Origin of the sequence: Actibacterium sp. EMB200-NS6, assembly GCF_001305615.1 — a bacterium.
In the GTDB taxonomy this organism is placed as follows: domain Bacteria; phylum Pseudomonadota; class Alphaproteobacteria; order Rhodobacterales; family Rhodobacteraceae; genus Actibacterium_A; species Actibacterium_A naphthalenivorans.
Genome location: NZ_CP010869.1, coordinates 1,530,097 through 1,547,166, shown reverse-complemented (window position 1 = coordinate 1,547,166; position 17,070 = coordinate 1,530,097). Strand labels below are relative to the sequence as shown.

At 66.6% G+C, this 17,070-nt stretch carries 16 protein-coding genes; 9 read left to right on the top strand and 7 right to left on the bottom strand.

Annotation, left to right across the window (positions count from 1 at the left end; translation table 11 throughout):
• Window positions 1-82: 82 nt before the first annotated feature.
• Genes TQ29_RS07560 through TQ29_RS07550 form a run of 3 tightly spaced genes read left to right on the top strand, consistent with a single transcriptional unit; the run spans window position 83 to window position 3,204 of the window.
• Window positions 83-1,939: an ABC-F family ATP-binding cassette domain-containing protein gene (locus tag TQ29_RS07560; RefSeq protein ID WP_054540365.1), complete on the top strand. Its 1,857-nt coding sequence runs from the start codon at window positions 83-85 to the stop codon at window positions 1,937-1,939.
• A 3-nt stretch (window positions 1,940-1,942) separates the two neighbouring features.
• The gene (locus TQ29_RS07555; RefSeq protein ID WP_054538666.1) at window positions 1,943-2,563 is read left to right on the top strand and encodes a MarC family protein; all 621 of its coding nucleotides are present in this window, start codon (window positions 1,943-1,945) and stop codon (window positions 2,561-2,563) included.
• 59 nt (window positions 2,564-2,622) lie between these two features.
• A complete protein-coding gene (locus TQ29_RS07550; protein ID WP_054538665.1) occupies window positions 2,623-3,204 on the top strand; it encodes a TIGR02281 family clan AA aspartic protease in 582 nt (193 codons plus the stop codon).
• A gap of 51 nt (window positions 3,205-3,255) precedes the next feature.
• On the opposite strand, the gene TQ29_RS07545 is transcribed toward TQ29_RS07550, so the two are convergent.
• The gene (locus TQ29_RS07545) at window positions 3,256-3,720 is read right to left on the bottom strand and encodes a DNA polymerase III subunit chi (RefSeq protein WP_054538664.1); all 465 of its coding nucleotides are present in this window, start codon (window positions 3,718-3,720) and stop codon (window positions 3,256-3,258) included.
• Entirely contained in the window at window positions 3,720-5,189 is a 1,470-nt protein-coding gene (locus TQ29_RS07540; protein WP_054538663.1) for a leucyl aminopeptidase, read from the bottom strand. The genes TQ29_RS07545 and TQ29_RS07540 overlap by 1 nt, the downstream gene beginning before the upstream one ends.
• Window positions 5,190-5,316: 127 nt before the next feature.
• Between TQ29_RS07540 and lptF the strand changes: the two genes are divergently transcribed.
• From lptF to rsmA, 6 genes are read left to right on the top strand one after another with little or no spacing between them, the layout of a single operon-like run.
• Window positions 5,317-6,447, top strand: a complete 1,131-nt coding sequence (lptF, locus tag TQ29_RS07535) for an LPS export ABC transporter permease LptF (RefSeq protein ID WP_054538662.1) — start codon at window positions 5,317-5,319, stop codon at window positions 6,445-6,447.
• The gene (gene lptG, locus TQ29_RS07530; RefSeq protein ID WP_054538661.1) at window positions 6,444-7,544 is read left to right on the top strand and encodes an LPS export ABC transporter permease LptG; all 1,101 of its coding nucleotides are present in this window, start codon (window positions 6,444-6,446) and stop codon (window positions 7,542-7,544) included. Before lptF ends, lptG begins: the two co-directional genes overlap by 4 nt.
• Window positions 7,544-9,658 (top strand): LPS-assembly protein LptD, encoded by a 2,115-nt coding sequence (locus tag TQ29_RS07525; protein WP_054538660.1) that lies wholly within the window; start codon window positions 7,544-7,546, stop codon window positions 9,656-9,658. The genes lptG and TQ29_RS07525 overlap by 1 nt, the downstream gene beginning before the upstream one ends.
• A gap of 24 nt (window positions 9,659-9,682) precedes the next feature.
• The gene (locus TQ29_RS07520) at window positions 9,683-10,906 is read left to right on the top strand and encodes a peptidylprolyl isomerase (RefSeq protein ID WP_054538659.1); all 1,224 of its coding nucleotides are present in this window, start codon (window positions 9,683-9,685) and stop codon (window positions 10,904-10,906) included.
• Window positions 10,903-11,877 (top strand): 4-hydroxythreonine-4-phosphate dehydrogenase PdxA, encoded by a 975-nt coding sequence (pdxA, locus tag TQ29_RS07515; protein WP_054538658.1) that lies wholly within the window; start codon window positions 10,903-10,905, stop codon window positions 11,875-11,877. The genes TQ29_RS07520 and pdxA overlap by 4 nt, the downstream gene beginning before the upstream one ends.
• A 51-nt stretch (window positions 11,878-11,928) precedes the next feature.
• Window positions 11,929-12,771 (top strand): 16S rRNA (adenine(1518)-N(6)/adenine(1519)-N(6))-dimethyltransferase RsmA, encoded by an 843-nt coding sequence (gene rsmA / locus TQ29_RS07510; protein WP_054538657.1) that lies wholly within the window; start codon window positions 11,929-11,931, stop codon window positions 12,769-12,771.
• A gap of 4 nt (window positions 12,772-12,775) precedes the next feature.
• Here the strand turns inward: rsmA and TQ29_RS07505 are convergent, their stop codons facing one another.
• From TQ29_RS07505 to speB, 5 genes are all read right to left on the bottom strand, one after another.
• Window positions 12,776-13,336 carry a DUF4167 domain-containing protein gene (locus tag TQ29_RS07505; RefSeq protein ID WP_054538656.1) on the bottom strand — a complete coding sequence of 187 codons (561 nt, stop codon included), beginning with the start codon at window positions 13,334-13,336 and terminating at the stop codon, window positions 12,776-12,778.
• A 231-nt stretch (window positions 13,337-13,567) separates the two neighbouring features.
• A complete protein-coding gene (gene prmC, locus TQ29_RS07500; RefSeq protein WP_054538655.1) occupies window positions 13,568-14,434 on the bottom strand; it encodes a peptide chain release factor N(5)-glutamine methyltransferase in 867 nt (288 codons plus the stop codon).
• Window positions 14,431-15,483, bottom strand: coding sequence for a peptide chain release factor 1 (prfA, locus tag TQ29_RS07495; protein WP_054538654.1), 1,053 nt, complete (start codon window positions 15,481-15,483; stop codon window positions 14,431-14,433). The genes prmC and prfA overlap by 4 nt, the downstream gene beginning before the upstream one ends.
• A 56-nt stretch (window positions 15,484-15,539) precedes the next feature.
• Entirely contained in the window at window positions 15,540-16,007 is a 468-nt protein-coding gene (locus tag TQ29_RS07490) for a DUF1499 domain-containing protein (protein WP_054538653.1), read from the bottom strand.
• Window positions 16,004-16,975 carry an agmatinase gene (gene speB, locus TQ29_RS07485; RefSeq protein WP_054538652.1) on the bottom strand — a complete coding sequence of 324 codons (972 nt, stop codon included), beginning with the start codon at window positions 16,973-16,975 and terminating at the stop codon, window positions 16,004-16,006. The genes TQ29_RS07490 and speB overlap by 4 nt, the downstream gene beginning before the upstream one ends.
• Between the last annotated feature and the right edge of the window lie 95 nt (window positions 16,976-17,070).

Sequence of the window (17,070 nt, the reverse complement as noted above, 5' to 3'; positions counted from 1 at the left end):
ATTTCGCCGCCCTGCTAGCATGGGCGTGGCCAGTTGAAAAGCGGCGATTGACGGGCTGCGCGCCATGCGGCACACCGCGCCCATGCTGCGTATCAATGACATCTCATATTCCGTCGAAGGCCGCCCCTTGTTCGAGGGCGCCTCTGCCGTCATCCCCGATGGCCACAAGGTCGGCCTGATCGGCCGCAACGGGGCGGGCAAGACCACGCTGTTTCGCCTGATCAAGGGCGAGCTCGCGCTGGAAGGCGGCGACATCTCGCTGCCCAGCCGCGCCCGCATCGGCGGCGTCGCGCAGGAGGTGCCCTCCTCGGACGTGTCGCTGATCGACACCGTGCTGGCCGCCGATACCGAACGCGCCGCGCTGCTGGCCGAGGCGGAAACCGCGACCGACCCGTCCCGCATCGCCGAGGTGCAGACCCGGCTGGCCGATATCGACGCATGGTCGGCCGAAGGGCGCGCGGCCTCTATCCTGCGTGGTCTGGGGTTCGACTCCGAAAAGCAGAAGATGCCCTGCTCGGCCTTCTCGGGCGGCTGGCGGATGCGCGTGGCGCTGGCGGCGGTGCTGTTCGCCGCGCCCGATCTGCTGTTGCTGGACGAGCCGACCAACTATCTGGATCTCGAAGGCGCGCTGTGGCTGGAAAACTACCTGTCGCGCTATCCGCATACGGTGCTGATCATCAGCCACGACCGGGGGCTGCTGAACCGCGCCGTCGGGGCCATCCTGCATCTCGAGAACAGGAAACTGACCTTCTATCAGGGCCCCTATGATCAGTTCGCCCGGCAACGGGCCGAACAGCGCGCCGTGCAGGCCGCGCAGGCAAAGAAGCAGGATCTGCGCCGCGCCCATCTGCAAAGCTTCGTGGACCGGTTCAAGGCCAAGGCCTCGAAGGCCAAGCAGGCGCAAAGCCGGGTGAAGATGCTGGAAAAGATGCAGCCGATCACCGCCCCCGAGGATGCGGCGCGCACCGTTTTCAGCTTTCCCGATCCCGAAGAGCTTTCGCCGCCGATCATCGCCACCGAAAACGTGTCGGTCGGCTATGGTGACACCGTGGTGCTGCGCAACCTGAACCTGCGGATCGATCAGGATGACCGGATCGCGCTGCTGGGGCAGAACGGCCAGGGCAAATCCACCCTGTCCAAGATGCTTTCGGGCCGGCTGGCGCCGATGGCGGGGCAGATGGCGACGTCGAACAAGCTGCGCATCGGCTATTTCGCGCAGCATCAGGTGGACGAGCTGCATATCGACGAAACCCCGCTGCAGCATCTTCAGCGCGAACGCCCGGGCGAGATGCAGTCGAAGCTTCGCGCGCGGCTGGCCGGGTTCGGGCTGGGCCCCGATCAGGCGGAAACCGCCGTCGGCCGGCTTTCGGGCGGGCAGAAGGCGCGGCTGTCGCTGCTGCTGGCCACGCTGGACGCACCGCATCTGCTGATCCTCGACGAACCCACCAACCACCTCGACATCGAAAGCCGCGAGGCGCTGGTCGAGGCGCTGACCGCCTATACCGGCGCGGTGATCCTGGTGTCGCATGACATGCATTTGCTGAGCATGGTGGCCGACCGGCTGTGGCTGGTGAAGGACGGTCAGGTCACCGCCTATGCCGAAGATCTGGAGGCCTATCGCAAGCTCTTGCTGACCTCGGACAAGCCGGACAAACCCGCCAAACCGGCCGCGGCGGCCGAAAAGCCCAGGCGCCCCTCGCGCGAGGCGCTGCAGGCCCTGCGCGGCGAGGTCCGCAAATGCGAGGCGCGGGTGGAGAAGCTGAACCAGATGCGCGACAAGCTGGCCAAGAAGCTGGCCGACCCCTCCATGTATGAGCCCGAGAGGGTTGATGAGGCGCAGGTCTGGCAAAAGAAATACGCCGAGGTGATGGACGGGCTGGACCGGGCCGAGAGCCTGTGGCTCTCTGCCATCGAAAAGCTTGAAAAATCAGAGAGCTGAGGCATGGACCTCACGTTTTACATCAGCGCCTTTGTCACCCTGTTCGTGATCATCGATCCGATCGGGCTGGCGCCGCTGTTCGTCGCGATCACCCAAGGCATGACCCCCCCTGAACGCCGCGCCATCGGACTGCGCGCCGCGGCGGTCGCCATGGGTCTGCTGACCCTGTTCGGCCTGCTGGGCGAAGCGGTGCTGGGGTTCGTCGGCATATCGATGCCCGCCTTCCGCATCGCCGGCGGTATCCTGCTGTTTCTGACCGCACTCGACATGCTGTTCGAACGCCGCACCAGGCGGCGAGAGGATCAGGCCGACGATCACCGCCCCGACCCATCGGTGTTTCCGCTTGCCACACCACTGATCGCGGGGCCCGGCGCGATGGCCACCATGATCCTGCTGGCCGGTCAGGTGCGCGGAGACCCGGCCGCGCTGGTTCTGATCCATCTGGTGATGGCGGTCGTGATGGGGTTGGTGCTGGTCATGTTCCTGTCCGCCGGCCTTCTGGAACGCGCCCTGGGCAAGACCGGCACGAATGTCATCACCCGCCTGCTGGGCATGCTTCTGGCCGCGCTTTCGGTGCAATTCGTGATCGACGGGCTGACAAATCTGCCGCTTGCGCCGCTTTGACCCCTCCCAATTCCGACGCGGATCCCTAGATTCAGCCAGACAGCCACAGGGGGTGACACATGGCCGGCGCAGAGTTCGGACGACTTGCATATCTGCTGCTTCTGACCGCGGCCGTGGGCGGGTTCTTCGTGATACAGAACCGTCGGCGCCTGGGCGCGATGGCGCAACAGGCCGCCGTCTGGGGGCTGATCTTTGTCGGCGTGATCGCGGCGGTCGGCCTGTGGTCGGACATCCGCACGACGGTCATGCCGCGCCAGTCGGTCTTTTCCGAACAGGGCAGGATCGAGGTGCCGCGCGCGCCCGACGGGCATTTCTACCTGACCGTTACTGTCAACGGCACGCCGTTGCAATTCGTGGTGGATACCGGCGCCAGCCAGGTGGTACTGACCCCCGAAGACGCGCGCCGCGTGGGCATCGACCCGACCGGGCTGGCCTTCAGCAGCGAGGCACGTACCGCCAACGGCGTGGTGCAGACCGCGCCGGTGCGGCTGAACGAGGTTCAGCTCGGACCGCTGGAAGACAGGAATGTTCGCGCCTGGGTGAACAGCGGCGAGATGGACATGTCGCTTCTGGGGATGAGCTATCTTCAGCGCTTCGAAAAGATGGAGATCACGCGCGACCTGCTGGTGCTGACGCGATAGGAAAATTTTTCACGAAAAATTTTTGACCCCAAAAATCTTCGTGAAGATTTTTCAGTCGCCTGTTTCGGCCTTCTTCTGCCAGCGCCCGCTTTCCTCCGACCAGTACTGCGCCGCGACCCCTGCCCCGGTCAGAGCCTTCCACTGGCCCCGCGCCCGGTTGAGCGCGGCCTCGTCATTGCCATCGAACAGGATACAGACCCGCGCCATCCGGCCGGCCTCTTCCGCGTCCACCTCGGCCCCGTCCACCGCCATCAGGCAGGCCGCGCCATTCGGTGCCGCCATGCCCGTGGTCAGCAGAACCGGCTGATCGGCATCAAACCCCGACCCGGCCAGCCCATGCGGAAGGAACCCGTCTTCGGGGCCCAGCCACAGCTTGTCGTCCAGCCAACGCAGCTGCTGCTCGGTTCTGCCCCGCACCACCACCCGCCAGCCCGCCGCGCGGGATTTCTCCAGCAGCATCGGCAGCGTCACCTCCAGCGGGTGCCGCGTGAGGTGGTAGAACAGAACGCTTCCCATCAGCTCTCGAACTTGTCGCGCACCAGCCGGTCAAGCGCCATCACGCCCCAGCCGGTCGCCCCCTTGGGCGCCAGCGTGGTGTCGGATTTCACGCTTGCCACCCCGGCGATATCCAGGTGAATCCAGGGGCAGTCTTCCTTGACGAACCGCTGCAGAAACTGCGCCGCGGTGATTGATCCCGCCGGGCGCCCGCCGACATTCTTCATGTCCGCCACCCGGCTTTCCAGCAGCTTGTCATAGGCCGGCGCCAGCGGCATCCTCCAGGCGCCTTCGCCCTCCTGCGCGGCGGCGTCCAGAAAATCGGTGCTGAACACATCGTTGTTCGAAAACACCCCGGCCATTTCATGCCCCAACCCGATCACGATCGCCCCGGTCAGCGTGGCCAGGTTGATCATCGCACTGGGCTTGAAACGGTCCTGCGCGTACCACAGCACATCGGCCAGCACCAACCGCCCCTCGGCATCGGTGTTAATGATCTCGACGGTGTCGCCCTTCATGGATTTCACCACATCGCCGGGGCGCGTCGCCTCGCCCGAGGGCATGTTCTCGACCAGCCCGACCAGCCCCACGACATTGGCCTTCGCCTTGCGCAGGGCCAGCGTGCGCATCACGCCCGAAACCACGCCGGCGCCGCCCATGTCCATGGTCATGTCTTCCATGCCGGCCGCCGGTTTGAGCGAGATCCCGCCGGTGTCGAACACCACGCCCTTGCCGACCAGTGCCAGCGGCGCCTCGCCCGGCTTGCCGCCGTTCCAGTGCATCACAACCACCTTCGACGGGCTGACAGAGCCGTTGCCGACCGACAGCAGCAGCCGCATCCCGAGCTTTTCCAGATCGCTTTCCTCAAGGATCTCGACCTCCAGCCCAAGTTCCTGCATGGCGGCCAGACGGGCGGCGAAATCGTCGGTCGTCAGCACGTTGGACGGCTCGTTGATCAGATCGCGGGTAAAGAACACGCCCTCGGCCACCGCTGCCATTGGCGCGGCGGCCGTGGCCACGGCCTCGGGCTTGCCGACCATGATGCGGGCCTTGCCCGCCGGCGTCTTTTCGCCCGTCTTGTGCGCGTCGAACGTATAGGCCCGCAGCGCGAACCCCAGCGAAATCTCGGCGGCACGCGGATTGCTGCCCGCAAGGATCAGGCTTTCCGCGCCGTTCTGCAGCTTGGCCAGCGCCGCGCCGGCCTTGCGTGCCTCTTCCACTGTCGGGCGGCGGTCAAGCCGGACGACATCCACAGCCTCCGCCGCCATCCCCGCCGGAAAGGCCAGCGCCTTCGCCTCGCCCGGTTTCAGCTTGGTGAACCTTTCGCTTTGCACGAACCGGGCCAGCGCCCCGCGTGTCAGCCGATTCACCCGGCGGCCCGACGGATCCATCTTGCCTTCGGCGCCGATGAACACGGCAACCCGGCCGGTGGCATTTCCGATCGCATCGAGATCGGTCTCGCAAAAGCTGATTTCCGGCGGCGTCGTCATTGGCAGGTCTCCTCAGGGTTATCAATCCTACCTAGACCTTGCCCGCCGGCTTGACCAGATACCAGTTTTCCACGCCCGGCTTATGGTCTAGGGTCGCCGCCGATCAACCTGCTCCCAAGGAGAGTTCGTGCCGACATTCGACCGATATCTGCTGTCACGGCTGACGGTCCTGTTCGGGTTTTTCTCGCTGGTGCTGATTTCCGTCTACTGGCTGAACCGGGCCGTGATCCTGTTCGATCAGCTTGTCGGCGGTGGCCAGTCGGCCATGGTGTTTCTGGAGTTCACCGCGCTGGCCCTGCCCAACGTGATCCGGCTGGTGCTGCCGGTGTCGGGCTTTGCCGCCACCGTCTTCGTCATCAACCGGCTGACCGCGGAAAGCGAGCTGGTGGTGGTGCAGGCGATGGGGTTTTCGGCCTTCCGCCTGGCAAGGCCGGTTCTGGTCTTCGGGCTGATGGTGACGCTGCTGGTGACCGGGCTCAACCATTTCCTGGTGCCGGCAAGCCGCACCCAGCTGGCCCAGCGGCAGGCCGATATCAGCGGCGACATCACCGCCCGCCTGCTGACCGAGGGCCGGTTTCTGCACCCCGCCGCCGGCATCACCTTCTATATCCGCGAAATCACCCCCCAGGGCGCGCTGAACGACATTTTCCTGTCCGACGCGCGCAGCCCGTCGCACCGCGTGACCTATACCGCCAAGCGCGCGCTGGTGGTGCCCGATGCCGGGGGGCCCAAGCTGGTGATGTTCGACGGGATGGCACAGACCCTGACACTGGATACCCAGCGGCTTTCGATCACCCGGTTCCGCAACACGGTCTATGACGTGGCCGGGCTGATCCTGTCGGCGGGTCCGCGCCACCGCCGGGTCGAAGAGCTTTCGACGCCGGAACTGCTGCGCGCCACGCCCGCTCTGCTGGCCGAAACCGGCGAAACCCGAACCGTGTTCCTTTACGAGGCGCATGCGAGGATCGCGCAGCCCTTCCTTTCCGTTGCCGGCGCGCTGATCGGGCTGGGCGCGCTGTTGCTGGGCGGGTTCAGCCGGTTCGGCGTGTGGCGGCAGATCCTGCTGGCCGTCACCCTGTTGATCGGGCTGCAGCTCATGGATAACGCGATGGCCGATCTGGCGCGGCGCGGCCCCGGGATGTGGCCGATGGTTTATCTTGCGCCCGTCGCCGGAACGCTGGTGGCCATCGGTCTGCTCTGGGCGAGCCAGCGGCCCCGGCTGTTCAAAGGGCCGCGCCGCCGGGGGGCCGCCGCATGATTCTGCATTTCTATTTCGCGCGCAAGTTCATCACCACGCTGATCGCGGTCTTCGCGGTGTTCCTGACGATCCTGCTGTTGCTGGATCTGGTCGATCAGATCCGCCGCTTCGACATCGGCGCGATCACCTTTCCGCAGGCGCTGGGGCTGGCGGCGCTGAACGCGCCGTCCAACATGTACGGCATGCTGCCGCTGACGGTGCTGATGGCCACGCTGATGCTGTTTCTGGGGCTGGCGCGCACGTCGGAGCTGGTGGTGACGCGGGCGATGGGGCGCTCGGCGCTGCGCAGCCTGTTCGCGCCGGTGCTGGCCGCCGCCGGCGCCGGCGTGCTGACGATCACCGTGCTCAACCCGCTGGTCGCGGCCACGTCGAAGCACTATGAAACCCTCTCGAGCCGCTACAAGCGCGGCACCGAAAGCGTTCTGTCGATCAGCCGCGAAGGGCTGTGGCTGCGCCAGGGCGACGAAGAGGGACAGATGGTCATTCGCGCGGCGCGCGCCAATCTGGACGGCACCGTGCTGCATGACGTGACCTTCCTTGCCCTCGGCCCGCAAAGCGGCCCCGCCTTCCGCATCGAGGCGGAGATGGCCGAGCTGACAAGGGGCGCCTGGACGCTGACCAACGCGAAACGCTGGGCGCTGTCAGATCCGGACGCCAACCCCGAACGCGACGCCACCCGGCACGCGCTGCTGAGCCTGCCCTCCGACCTGACGCCGGAGCGGATCCGCAACAGTTTCGGCACCCCTTCGGCGATTCCGATCTGGGAGCTTCCGGCCTTCATCGACAGCCTCGAACGGGCCGGGTTTTCGGCCCGCAACCACCGTGTCTGGTTCCAGATGGAGCTTGCCCTGCCGCTGGTCTATGTCGCGATGGTGATGATCGCGGCCGGCTTCACCATGCGCCACACCCGCCTGGGCCGGACCGGGGTGATGGTCATGCTGGCGCTGGGGCTGGGGCTTGGGCTCTATTTCCTGCGCAATTTCGCGCAGGTGCTGGGGGAAAACGGCCAGATCCCGGCCGAACTGGCCGCATGGAGCCCGCCCGTGGTGGGCATCCTGCTGTCGCTCGGCCTGCTGCTGCATCTGGAGGATGGCTGATGCTGCGGCATCTGGCGATGACATTGTTGCTTTTCCTGCTGCTGTCCCCGGCCGCGCGGGCCGCCCCCGCGACGCTTGTCGCCGACAACGTATCGGTGGACGGCAACAGCCGCCTTGTGGCCGAAGGCCATGTCGAGGTGCTCTATGAAACCTACCGCCTGAAGGCCTCGCGCATCATCTATGATGCCGACACCGACCGGCTGACGATCGACGGGCCGATGACGGTGACCACGCTTGACGGGCGCATCCTGCAGGCCGATCAGGCCACGCTGGCCGGCGATCTGTCCGAAGGGTTGCTGACATCGGCGCGCCTCGTTCTGGATCAGCAGCTGCAACTCGCCGCCGCCGAGATCCGCCGTGTGGGGGGGCGTTATTCCGTGCTGGACAAGACCGTCGCCTCCTCCTGCACCGTTTGTGCCTCCAACCCGGTGCCGCTGTGGCAGATCAGGGCGCGACGGGTGATCCACGACGAGGAAAAGCAGCAACTCTACTTCGATCACGCGCGGCTGGAGCTTGTCGGCCTGCCCATCTTCTATCTGCCGCGCCTGCGCATGCCCGACCCGACGCTGGAACGCTCGAACGGGTTTCTGGTGCCCTCGATCCGGGCGACGAACGGCCTGGGCACCGGGCTGAAGCTGCCCTATTTCGTGACCCTCGGCAGGCATGCCGACGTGACCATCACCCCGTATTTCTCGACCAACCGCACCCGGACGCTCGAACTGCGCTACCGGCAGGCGTTCCGCAACGGCGAGATCGAGCTGAACGGCGCGCTGTCGCGCGACGATCTGCTGCCCGATGACACCCGGCGCTACCTGTTCGCCGACGGGCGCTTTGACCTGCCCCGCGATTTCACCCTGAGCTTCGAGATCAAGACGGTGTCCGACAGGGCCTATCTGCTGGACTACGGGATTTCGGAAACCGACCGTCTGATCAGCCCGATCACCATCTCGCGGACCCGGCGCGACGAGTTCATCCGGGCCGAGCTGACCTATGTTCATTCGCTGCGCGCCTCTGAAAACAATGCCACCCTGCCCAGCACCCTGGCCGGTGCCACCTGGCAGCATCGCTTTTCCCCCGCCACGCTGGGCGGCATCGCCGAGACAGAGCTGGAGGTTTTCGGCTACAACCGCCGGTCGGGCAGCGACATCGCCGGGCGCGACGTCGCCCGTGCCTCCGGCGCGGTCAGCTGGAAACGGGACTGGCGCGGGGCCAGCGGGCTGTTGCTGGAAGCCAAGACCGCGCTGGTGCTGGATTACTACGCGATCGAGGATGACAGCACCCGCCCCGACCCGATCTTCCGCGCCGCGCCTTTCACCGCCGCCGCGCTGCGCTGGCCGCTGGTCAAGCACGGCGCCAGCGGCGCGGTGCACGTGCTGGAGCCCGCGGCGCAGCTGGTCTGGAGCCGCGACGACAGCAGCGACATCCCCAACGAGGACAGCCTGAGTACGGAGTTCGACGAAGGGAACCTGTTTTCCCTCAACCGCTATCCCGGCTCGGACGCCTATGAACAGGGGCTGCGGGCGAATATCGGCATCGGCTGGACAAGGTTCGATCCCGGGGGCTGGTCGCTCAGCCTGGGCGCGGGGCGCATCCTGCGCGCCGAAAACAACAACAGCTTTTCCAGCGGCTCTGGCCTGAACGGCGTGAATTCCGACTGGCTCGCCACGGCCAACCTGACGACGGCGCGCAACCTGCGGCTGACCAACCGGGCGCTGTTCGATGACGAGCTTCGGTTCGAGCGCAACGAGCTGCAGGTCGGCTGGAACACCGAGATGCTCGAACTCTCTTCCAGCTATGTCTGGCTGCGCGCCAATCCGGCGGAAAGCCGCCCGGTGAACAGTTCGGAATGGGAATTCAACACAAGCTATCGATTCCGACGCAACTGGACGGGAGAGGCCGACTGGCGTTATGATTTCACCTCTGAACGCGCGGCACGCGCCGGGCTTGGGCTGGAGTATCGTAACGAATGCATGACCGTGGGCCTCTCCGTTTCTCGCCGCTTCACCTCGACCACGAGCTTGCGCCCGACCACGGATTTCGGTTTGACCGTATCGCTGGCCGGGTTCGGAAGCAGCAATGATTCCCGTGGCTATCGCCAGACATGTACCCGGTAAGACAAAGCAGGACGGACAACAGGCATGAAATCAACGATCCGCACCATAGGTGCCCTTCTTCTGGGGATGACATTCCTGGGCGTTCCGGCCGAAACCGCGCTTGCGCAAAGCGGCGGCGCCTTTGCCGAGCGGGTGCAGGTCAACGGCCGCGCCGTCACCAACTGGGAAGTGTCGCAGCGCATCGCCTTCATGCGCCTTCTGGGCAGCGGTGGCGGCGGCGGCATTGAACAGCAGGTGGTGGACATGCTGATCGAAGACCGGCTGAAGCTTGAAGCGGCCGATCGCGCCGGGCTGCGCATCACCGAAGAAGAGCTTGCCGCCGGCAAGGCCGAATTCGCCAGCCGCGCCGAGCTGACCACCGAGCAGTTCGTGCAGGAGCTTCGCGGCGCCGGCGTCGCCGAGGAAACCTTTACCGATTTCGTCGAGGCCGGCCTGGCCTGGCGCGCGCTTGTCCGCGCACGGTTCGGCCCCCGCGCCCAGATCACAGAGGCCGAGATCGACAGGGCGATGGCCCTGTCCTCGCGGACCGGCGCGGCGCGGGTGCTGCTGTCGGAGCTCGTGCTGCGCGCCGACACGCCCGAGTTCGCCGCCCAGAGCAAGGCGCTGGCCGAACAGCTTCTGCGGCAGATCACCACTCCGGCCGGGTTCGCCGCCGCCGCGCGGGAATATTCGGTGTCGAGCACCCGTGAAACCGGCGGCCGGCTGGACTGGCTCGATCTGGCCAACCTGCCGCCGCAGATCGCATCGCAGATCCTGGCCCTGGCCCCCGGCCAGATGGCGGAGCCGATCGAGGTGCCCAACGCCATCATCCTGTTCCAGCTGCGCGCCCTGGAAGAAACGACGCCCAAGGCCGCCGAAACCCTTTCGGTCGACTATGCCCGGTTCTTCGTGGCCCCCGACAGCCGCGCCAGCGCGCAGGAGATCATCGCCCGGCTGGACAGCTGCGATGATCTGTACGGCGTCGCCAAGGGGCTGCCCGAAGAGCAGCTGCAGCGCCAGACGCTGGCCGTGGCAGACCTGCCGCAGGACATCGGCATCGAACTGGCCAAGCTGGACGAGGGAGAGACCACCATCCTGACCCGCGACGCAAGCCAATCGATCCTGATGCTGTGCGGGCGGACGCCCGAGCTTGGCGAAGGTGTCGACAGAGAGGCGGTGCGCGCCCGGCTGTTCAATCAGCGGCTCAGTTCCTATGCCGACAGCTTTCTGGCAGAGCTGAAGGCCGATGCGATCATCCTGAGCCAATGAGCCTTGCCCCCATCGCCCTGACCTCTGGCGAACCAGCCGGAATCGGCCCCGAGATCACCGTGAAGGCCTGGCAGGCGCTTGGCGCCCGGCTGCCGTTTTTCTGGATCGGCGATCCGGCGCATCTGCCCGATGGCGCGCCGCATCACGAAATCCACGATCCGGCCGAGGCGCTGCATGTTGCCGCCACCGCCCTGCCGGTGCTGCGCCACCCCTTCCCCGCGCCGGCCACGCCGGGCATGCCCGCAGCGCGGAATGCCGCCGCCGTGATTTCGGGCATCGCGCGGGCGGTGGAGCTGACGCAGGAAGGCAAGGCCGGCGCCGTCTGCACCAACCCCATTCACAAGAAGGCGCTGCAGGATGGCGCCGGTTTCGCCTATCCGGGACATACCGAATATCTGGCGGCGCTGGCCGGGGTCGACCGGGTGGTTATGATGCTGGCCTGTGACGCGCTGAAAGTGGTGCCGGTGACGATCCATATCCCGCTGTCGCAAGTGCCCGCCGCGCTGACCGCCGAGTTGCTGGCCGACACGCTGCGCATCACCCATGACGCGCTGATCCGCGATTTCAGCATCGACACGCCGCGCATCGCGGTGGCCGGGCTCAACCCCCACGCGGGCGAAGGCGGCAAGATGGGCAGGGAGGAGATCGAGCTGATCACCCCGGTGCTGGAGCGCCTGCGCCGCGACGGGCTGAACCTGACCGGCCCGCATTCGGCCGACACGATGTTTCACGCCCCGGCCCGCGCGCGCTATGACGCGGCGGTGGCGATGTATCACGACCAGGCGCTGATCCCGATCAAGACGTTGGATTTCGCGGGCGGGGTGAACGTGACACTGGGCCTGCCGTTCATCCGCACCTCGCCCGACCATGGCACCGCCTTCGATATTGCGGGCACCGGCGTGGCCGATGCCGCCAGCCTGATCGAGGCGCTGCAGATGGCCGACCGGATGGCGCGGGCGCGGGCCGCATGAGTTTTCTTGCCTCCGGCGGGGATATTTCAGGAAAGATGAAGGGGAACCGGCATGGCCGCGATTGACGGGTTGCCGCCGCTGCGCGCGGTGATCGCCACGCATGGGCTGTCGGCGAAGAAATCGCTGGGGCAGAATTTTCTGCTGGATCTGAACCTGACCGCCAAGATCGCGCGGCAGGCGGGCGATCTTTCGCAATGCGATGTGCTCGAGATCGGGCCGGGCCCCGGCGGGCTGACGCGGGGGCTGTTGGCCGAGGGCGCGCGCCGGGTGCTGGCCGTCGAGAAGGACGCGCGCTGCATGGCGGCGCTGGCAGAGATCGCCGCCGCCTATCCCGGCCGGCTGGAGGTGGTGAATGCGGATGCGCTGACGCTGGATGCCACCGCGCATCTGACGCCGCCGATCCGGGTGGTGGCGAACCTGCCGTACAATATCGGCACCGAGCTTCTGGTGCGCTGGCTGACGCCGCCCGCATGGCCGCCGTTCTGGGAAAGCCTGACGCTGATGTTTCAGAAAGAAGTGGCCGAGCGGATCGTGGCCCAGCCCGGCGGCAAGGCCTATGGCCGGCTGGCGATCCTGGCGCAGTGGCGCACCGAGGCGAAGATCGTGATGACCCTGCCGCCCGAGGCGTTCACCCCGCCGCCCAAGATCCATTCCGCCGTTGTGCATCTGGCCCGGCGCGATGCGCCGCTTTACCCGGCCGACCCCGCCGTGCTGAGCCGGGTGGTGGCCGCCGCCTTCAACCAGCGCCGCAAGATGCTGCGCGCCAGCCTGAAGGGGGTGGCGCCCGATATCGAGGCAAAGCTGCACGCGGCGGGCCTGGCCCCGACCATGCGCGCCGAAGAGGTTTCGGTGGAAGGGTTCTGTGCCCTCGCCCGCGCCGTGGCCGCGGGCTGAGGCGTTATTCGGCGGCTGGCGTCTGGGGCGTTTCACCGCCGGTTTCGGGCGCATCCGCTTCCCGCGCCTTCGCGGCGGGTTTCTTGCGCGGCGCGCGCTTGCGCGGGGCCGGCTTTTCCTCGGGCGTTTCGACAAGGCCGCTGTCGCCGCTGTCCTGGGACATGTCGATCACCTCGGCGCTGTCGGAGCGGTCCTGCTGGGGCTGGGGCGCCTCTTCCTGTACCGAAGGCTGCTCTTCCTGCTCCTGGCCCTGATCGCGGGTATCGCGCTGGCGATCGCGGCTTTGCTGCTGCTCGTGCTGCTCGCGGCGGGCATCCTGTTCGCGCTGCGCCTCGCTCAGAAGGCGGGTGTAATGCTCGGTGTGCTGCTGGAAATTCTCGGCCGCGACCCGATCGTTCGACAGCTGCGCATCGCGGGCGAGCTGATTGTACTTGTCGATGATTTGCTGCGGCGTGCCGCGCACCTTACCTTCCGGGCCCGAACTGTCGAACACACGGTTGACGATGTTACCCACCGAGCGCGAGCGGTTCGATTTGGACCGCGAACGTGACTTAGATGATCTCATGTTATTTATCTGGTTCCAGCCTTATTGTGGCTTCTTCGGCCCCGTTCCGCGCCTCGTGCGCAGATCAATTTCCAGGTCCGGTTTACTGTCTGGCTTATGCGCAAGGGGGACCGCCTCGGGCATCCCGCCGCTTGCCTGTTCGACTAACCACGGCAATCCTGCCAAGACAAGCAAAAAATGCCAAGCCTGTGCGGTTTTAGGTAATCCGTGGCGCTGCATGGCACGCATGGCTCAGCCCTGTTTCAGCGAAACCCGGCCCGAAACAATGCGCGCTCTGCCATCGAGGTCGGCATGTACGGCAATGTTTTCAAGCCCCGCGGCAAGAAAAAGGGCCGAGACCGCCGCGCCCTGGGTCGGCCCGATCTCGACCAGAAGACGGCCGCCGGGGGCAAGATGGTCCGGGGCCTGTGCGGCGATGATGCGATAGGCCCCGAGCCCGTCGGCACCGTCGCTCAGGGCGATGTGCGGCTCCCAGTCGCGCACCTCGGGCGCGAGGCCGGGCATCTCTTCCGCCGCGATATACGGCGGGTTGGCGACGATCAGGTCGAACCGCCCGTCGACCGCGCCGAACCAGTCCGAGCGGGTGATCCGGGCGCGGGTCTCGAGCGCCAGCCGGGCGGCGTTATCCGCCGCGACCGCACAGGCCGCATCTGACAGATCGACACCCAGGCCGGTTGCTTCGGGCCGTTCGGCGAGCAGGGTCAGCAGGATGCAGCCCGACCCGGTACCGAGATCCAAGACCCGCGAAAACGGTTCGCGCAGCGCCAGTTCGATCAGCGTTTCCGTCTCGGGGCGCGGGTCGAGCACATCTTCGGTCACCCGGAAGCTTCGGCCGTAGAACATGCGTTGGCCGGTGATCTGCGACACCGGCTTGCGGCGGCAGCGCAGGGCGAGCGCGGCGGCGAAACGGTCGGCGGCCTCATCGGTCAGCGGATCGGGCAGCACCAGCGTCAGCCGCCCCGCGGAAATGCCGAGCGCATGGGCCAGCAGGCGCCGCGCATCGCGGGCCGGATCATCGACACCGGCGGCACGCAGCCGGGCGATGGCCGCCGCGAGTGCCGCGGTGCCCGTGGCGCCGGGCGGGATGGTGTTGCTCATCCCTCCATCTCGGCCAGCTTGCGGGCCTGATCGTCGGCGGTCAGCGCGTCGATCACCTCATCCAGATCGCCCTGCATCACCTGATCGAGCTTGTAGAGCGTCAGGTTGATCCGGTGATCCGTCATCCGTCCCTGCGGGAAATTATAGGTGCGGATACGTTCCGACCGGTCGCCCGATCCCACCTGCGCCTTGCGGTCGGCCGCACGCTCGTCGGCGGCGCGCTGGCGCTCCAGATCATAGAGCCTCGTGCGCAGCACCTGCATCGCCAGCGCGCGGTTCTGGTGCTGCGATTTCTCCGATGAGGTGACAACGATCCCGCTGGGGATATGAGTGATCCGCACCGCGGAATCGGTGGTGTTCACATGCTGCCCGCCCGCCCCCGAGGCGCGCATCGTGTCGATGCGGATATCGCCCGCGGGGATGTCGATATCCACCTCTTCGGCCTCGGGCAGCACGGCGACGGTGGCGGCCGAGGTGTGGATGCGGCCGCCGCTTTCGGTGGCCGGCACCCGCTGCACCCGGTGCACGCCGGATTCGTATTTCAGCCGGGCGAACACGCCTTCGCCCTGCACATTTGCAATGACTTCCTTGATCCCGCCAAGCTCGCTTTGCGTTTCCTCGATGACATCGAAGCGCCAGCCCTTCGCCTCGGCATAGCGCTGATACATCCGCAGAAGATCGCCAGCGAACAGCGCCGCCTCATCTCCGCCGGTGCCGGGGCGGATCTCGATGATGGCGGGGCGGGCATCCGCCGCGTCTTTCGGCAGCAGCGCCAGTTGCAGCGCCTGTTCCAGCGCGGGGATCCGGGCCTTCAGCGCGGGCAGCTCTTCTTCGGCCAGGGCCTTCATCTCGGGGTCGGCCAGCATTGCTTCGGCCTCGGCGATATCGTCCAGAAGCTGGCGATAGGCGTCGATCTGTTCGGCCACCGGCTTCAGCTCGGCATATTCGCGGCTGATCCGGGCGAAATCCTGCATCGCCCCGCTGGCGAGCTTTGCCTCAAGGAACTGAAAGCGCTGGGTGATCTGGGCGAGCTTGTCAAAGGGAACCATGCCGCTCTTTTGCGCAAGGCGCGGGCGCGGTCAAGGGGCGGCGGGCGCGCGGCCCTTCAGCCGGCCTGCTCCAGCGCCTGAAGCCAGCGCGTCACGCGGGCGCGGTTGACGCCGATGTCCGACCGCCCGAACCGCGCCCGCGCCAGGATGACCGGCGCGCTGTTGTCGCCTGCCCCGGCAACCGCCACCGTGCTGTAATCGGGAAAGCCGAAGACCCGCGAACGGGTGACATAGGTCAGCCGCCCCCCGGCCAGGCTGCCGGCGAACAGGCGGGTGCGCGGGGTGGCGAGGATGATGGCGTCGAGGTGGCGCAACAGATCCTCGGGGGCCACCGCATGTTCGACGGGCAGGATATCGCCATCCGCCGGCCGCACCAGTACGCCCGAAGGGCCCGGCGGCGCGGCCGACAGCGGATCGACATGCCAGTCCTCCGCCTTGGCCGGGGCCAAGCGCACATAGATCAGGGCCGAAACCACGATCAGCGGCACCAGCCACAGCATTTCGATGATCGAGCTTCGGATCATGGCCCGGCCTGCTTCCTGTTCCAGCACCACAGGCACAAGAGTTCGGTTGCCACATGCGCCCCGGCGATGGCCGTGGCGCCGGTAGTGTCGAAGGGCGGCGACACCTCGACCACATCGCCGCCGACCATGTTGATGCCCGCCAGATCGCGCAGCATGATGGCCGCCTGCGCGCTGGTCAGCCCTCCCCAGACCGGGGTGCCGGTGCCCGGCGCAAAGGCCGGGTCCAGCGCGTCGATGTCGAAGGTGACATAGGTGGGGTGGCTGCCCAGAATATCCTTCACCTTCGCCACGGCGGCCTGCGGCCCCTTCTCATGCACCTCGCGCGCGTCGATGATGTGAACGCCCAGCGTATCGGGATTGTCGGTGCGGATTCCCACCTGCACCGAGCGCGCCGGGTCGATCAGGCCAAGCTTGACCGCCTTGTAGAACATCGTGCCATGGTCGATCCGGGTCATGTCGTCATCGGCCCAAGTGTCGGAATGGGCATCGAAATGCAGCAGCGAGAGCGGCCCGAACTTCTTGGCGTAAGCCTTCAGAATGGGGAAGGAAATATAGTGATCCCCCCCCAGCGTGAGACTGCCCGCCCCGGCCGAGAGGATGCCGTCGATATGGGCGGTCAGCGCGTCGGGAAAGGCCGATGTATTGGCATAGTCGAAGGCCAGATCGCCATAATCGGCGATATAGAACTCCTCCAGCGGATCAAAGCCCCAGCCATAGGGCCTGTCAAACGCCTGCAGGGCCGAGGCCTCGCGGATGGCCCGTGGCCCAAGCCGGGTGCCGGGCCGGTTGGTGACCGCCTGATCGAAGGGCACGCCGGTGATGGCCAGATCGACGCCGGCCAGATCCTTGGTATAGCTCCGGCGCAGAAAACTGGTGGCCCCGCCGAAGGTGTTTTCACAGGACAGGCCCCGAAACCCCTTACGGGTAAAGGCGTTGTCGACCTCTTTTGCTGCGTCTTCTAGTGCCATTCGGAACATCCCTACCGCGTCATCGGAACACCGGCCCGCGCGCGCCGGCGGCACTGTCATTCCTATGCCCGGCGCGGGCACCGCACAAGGGGGGC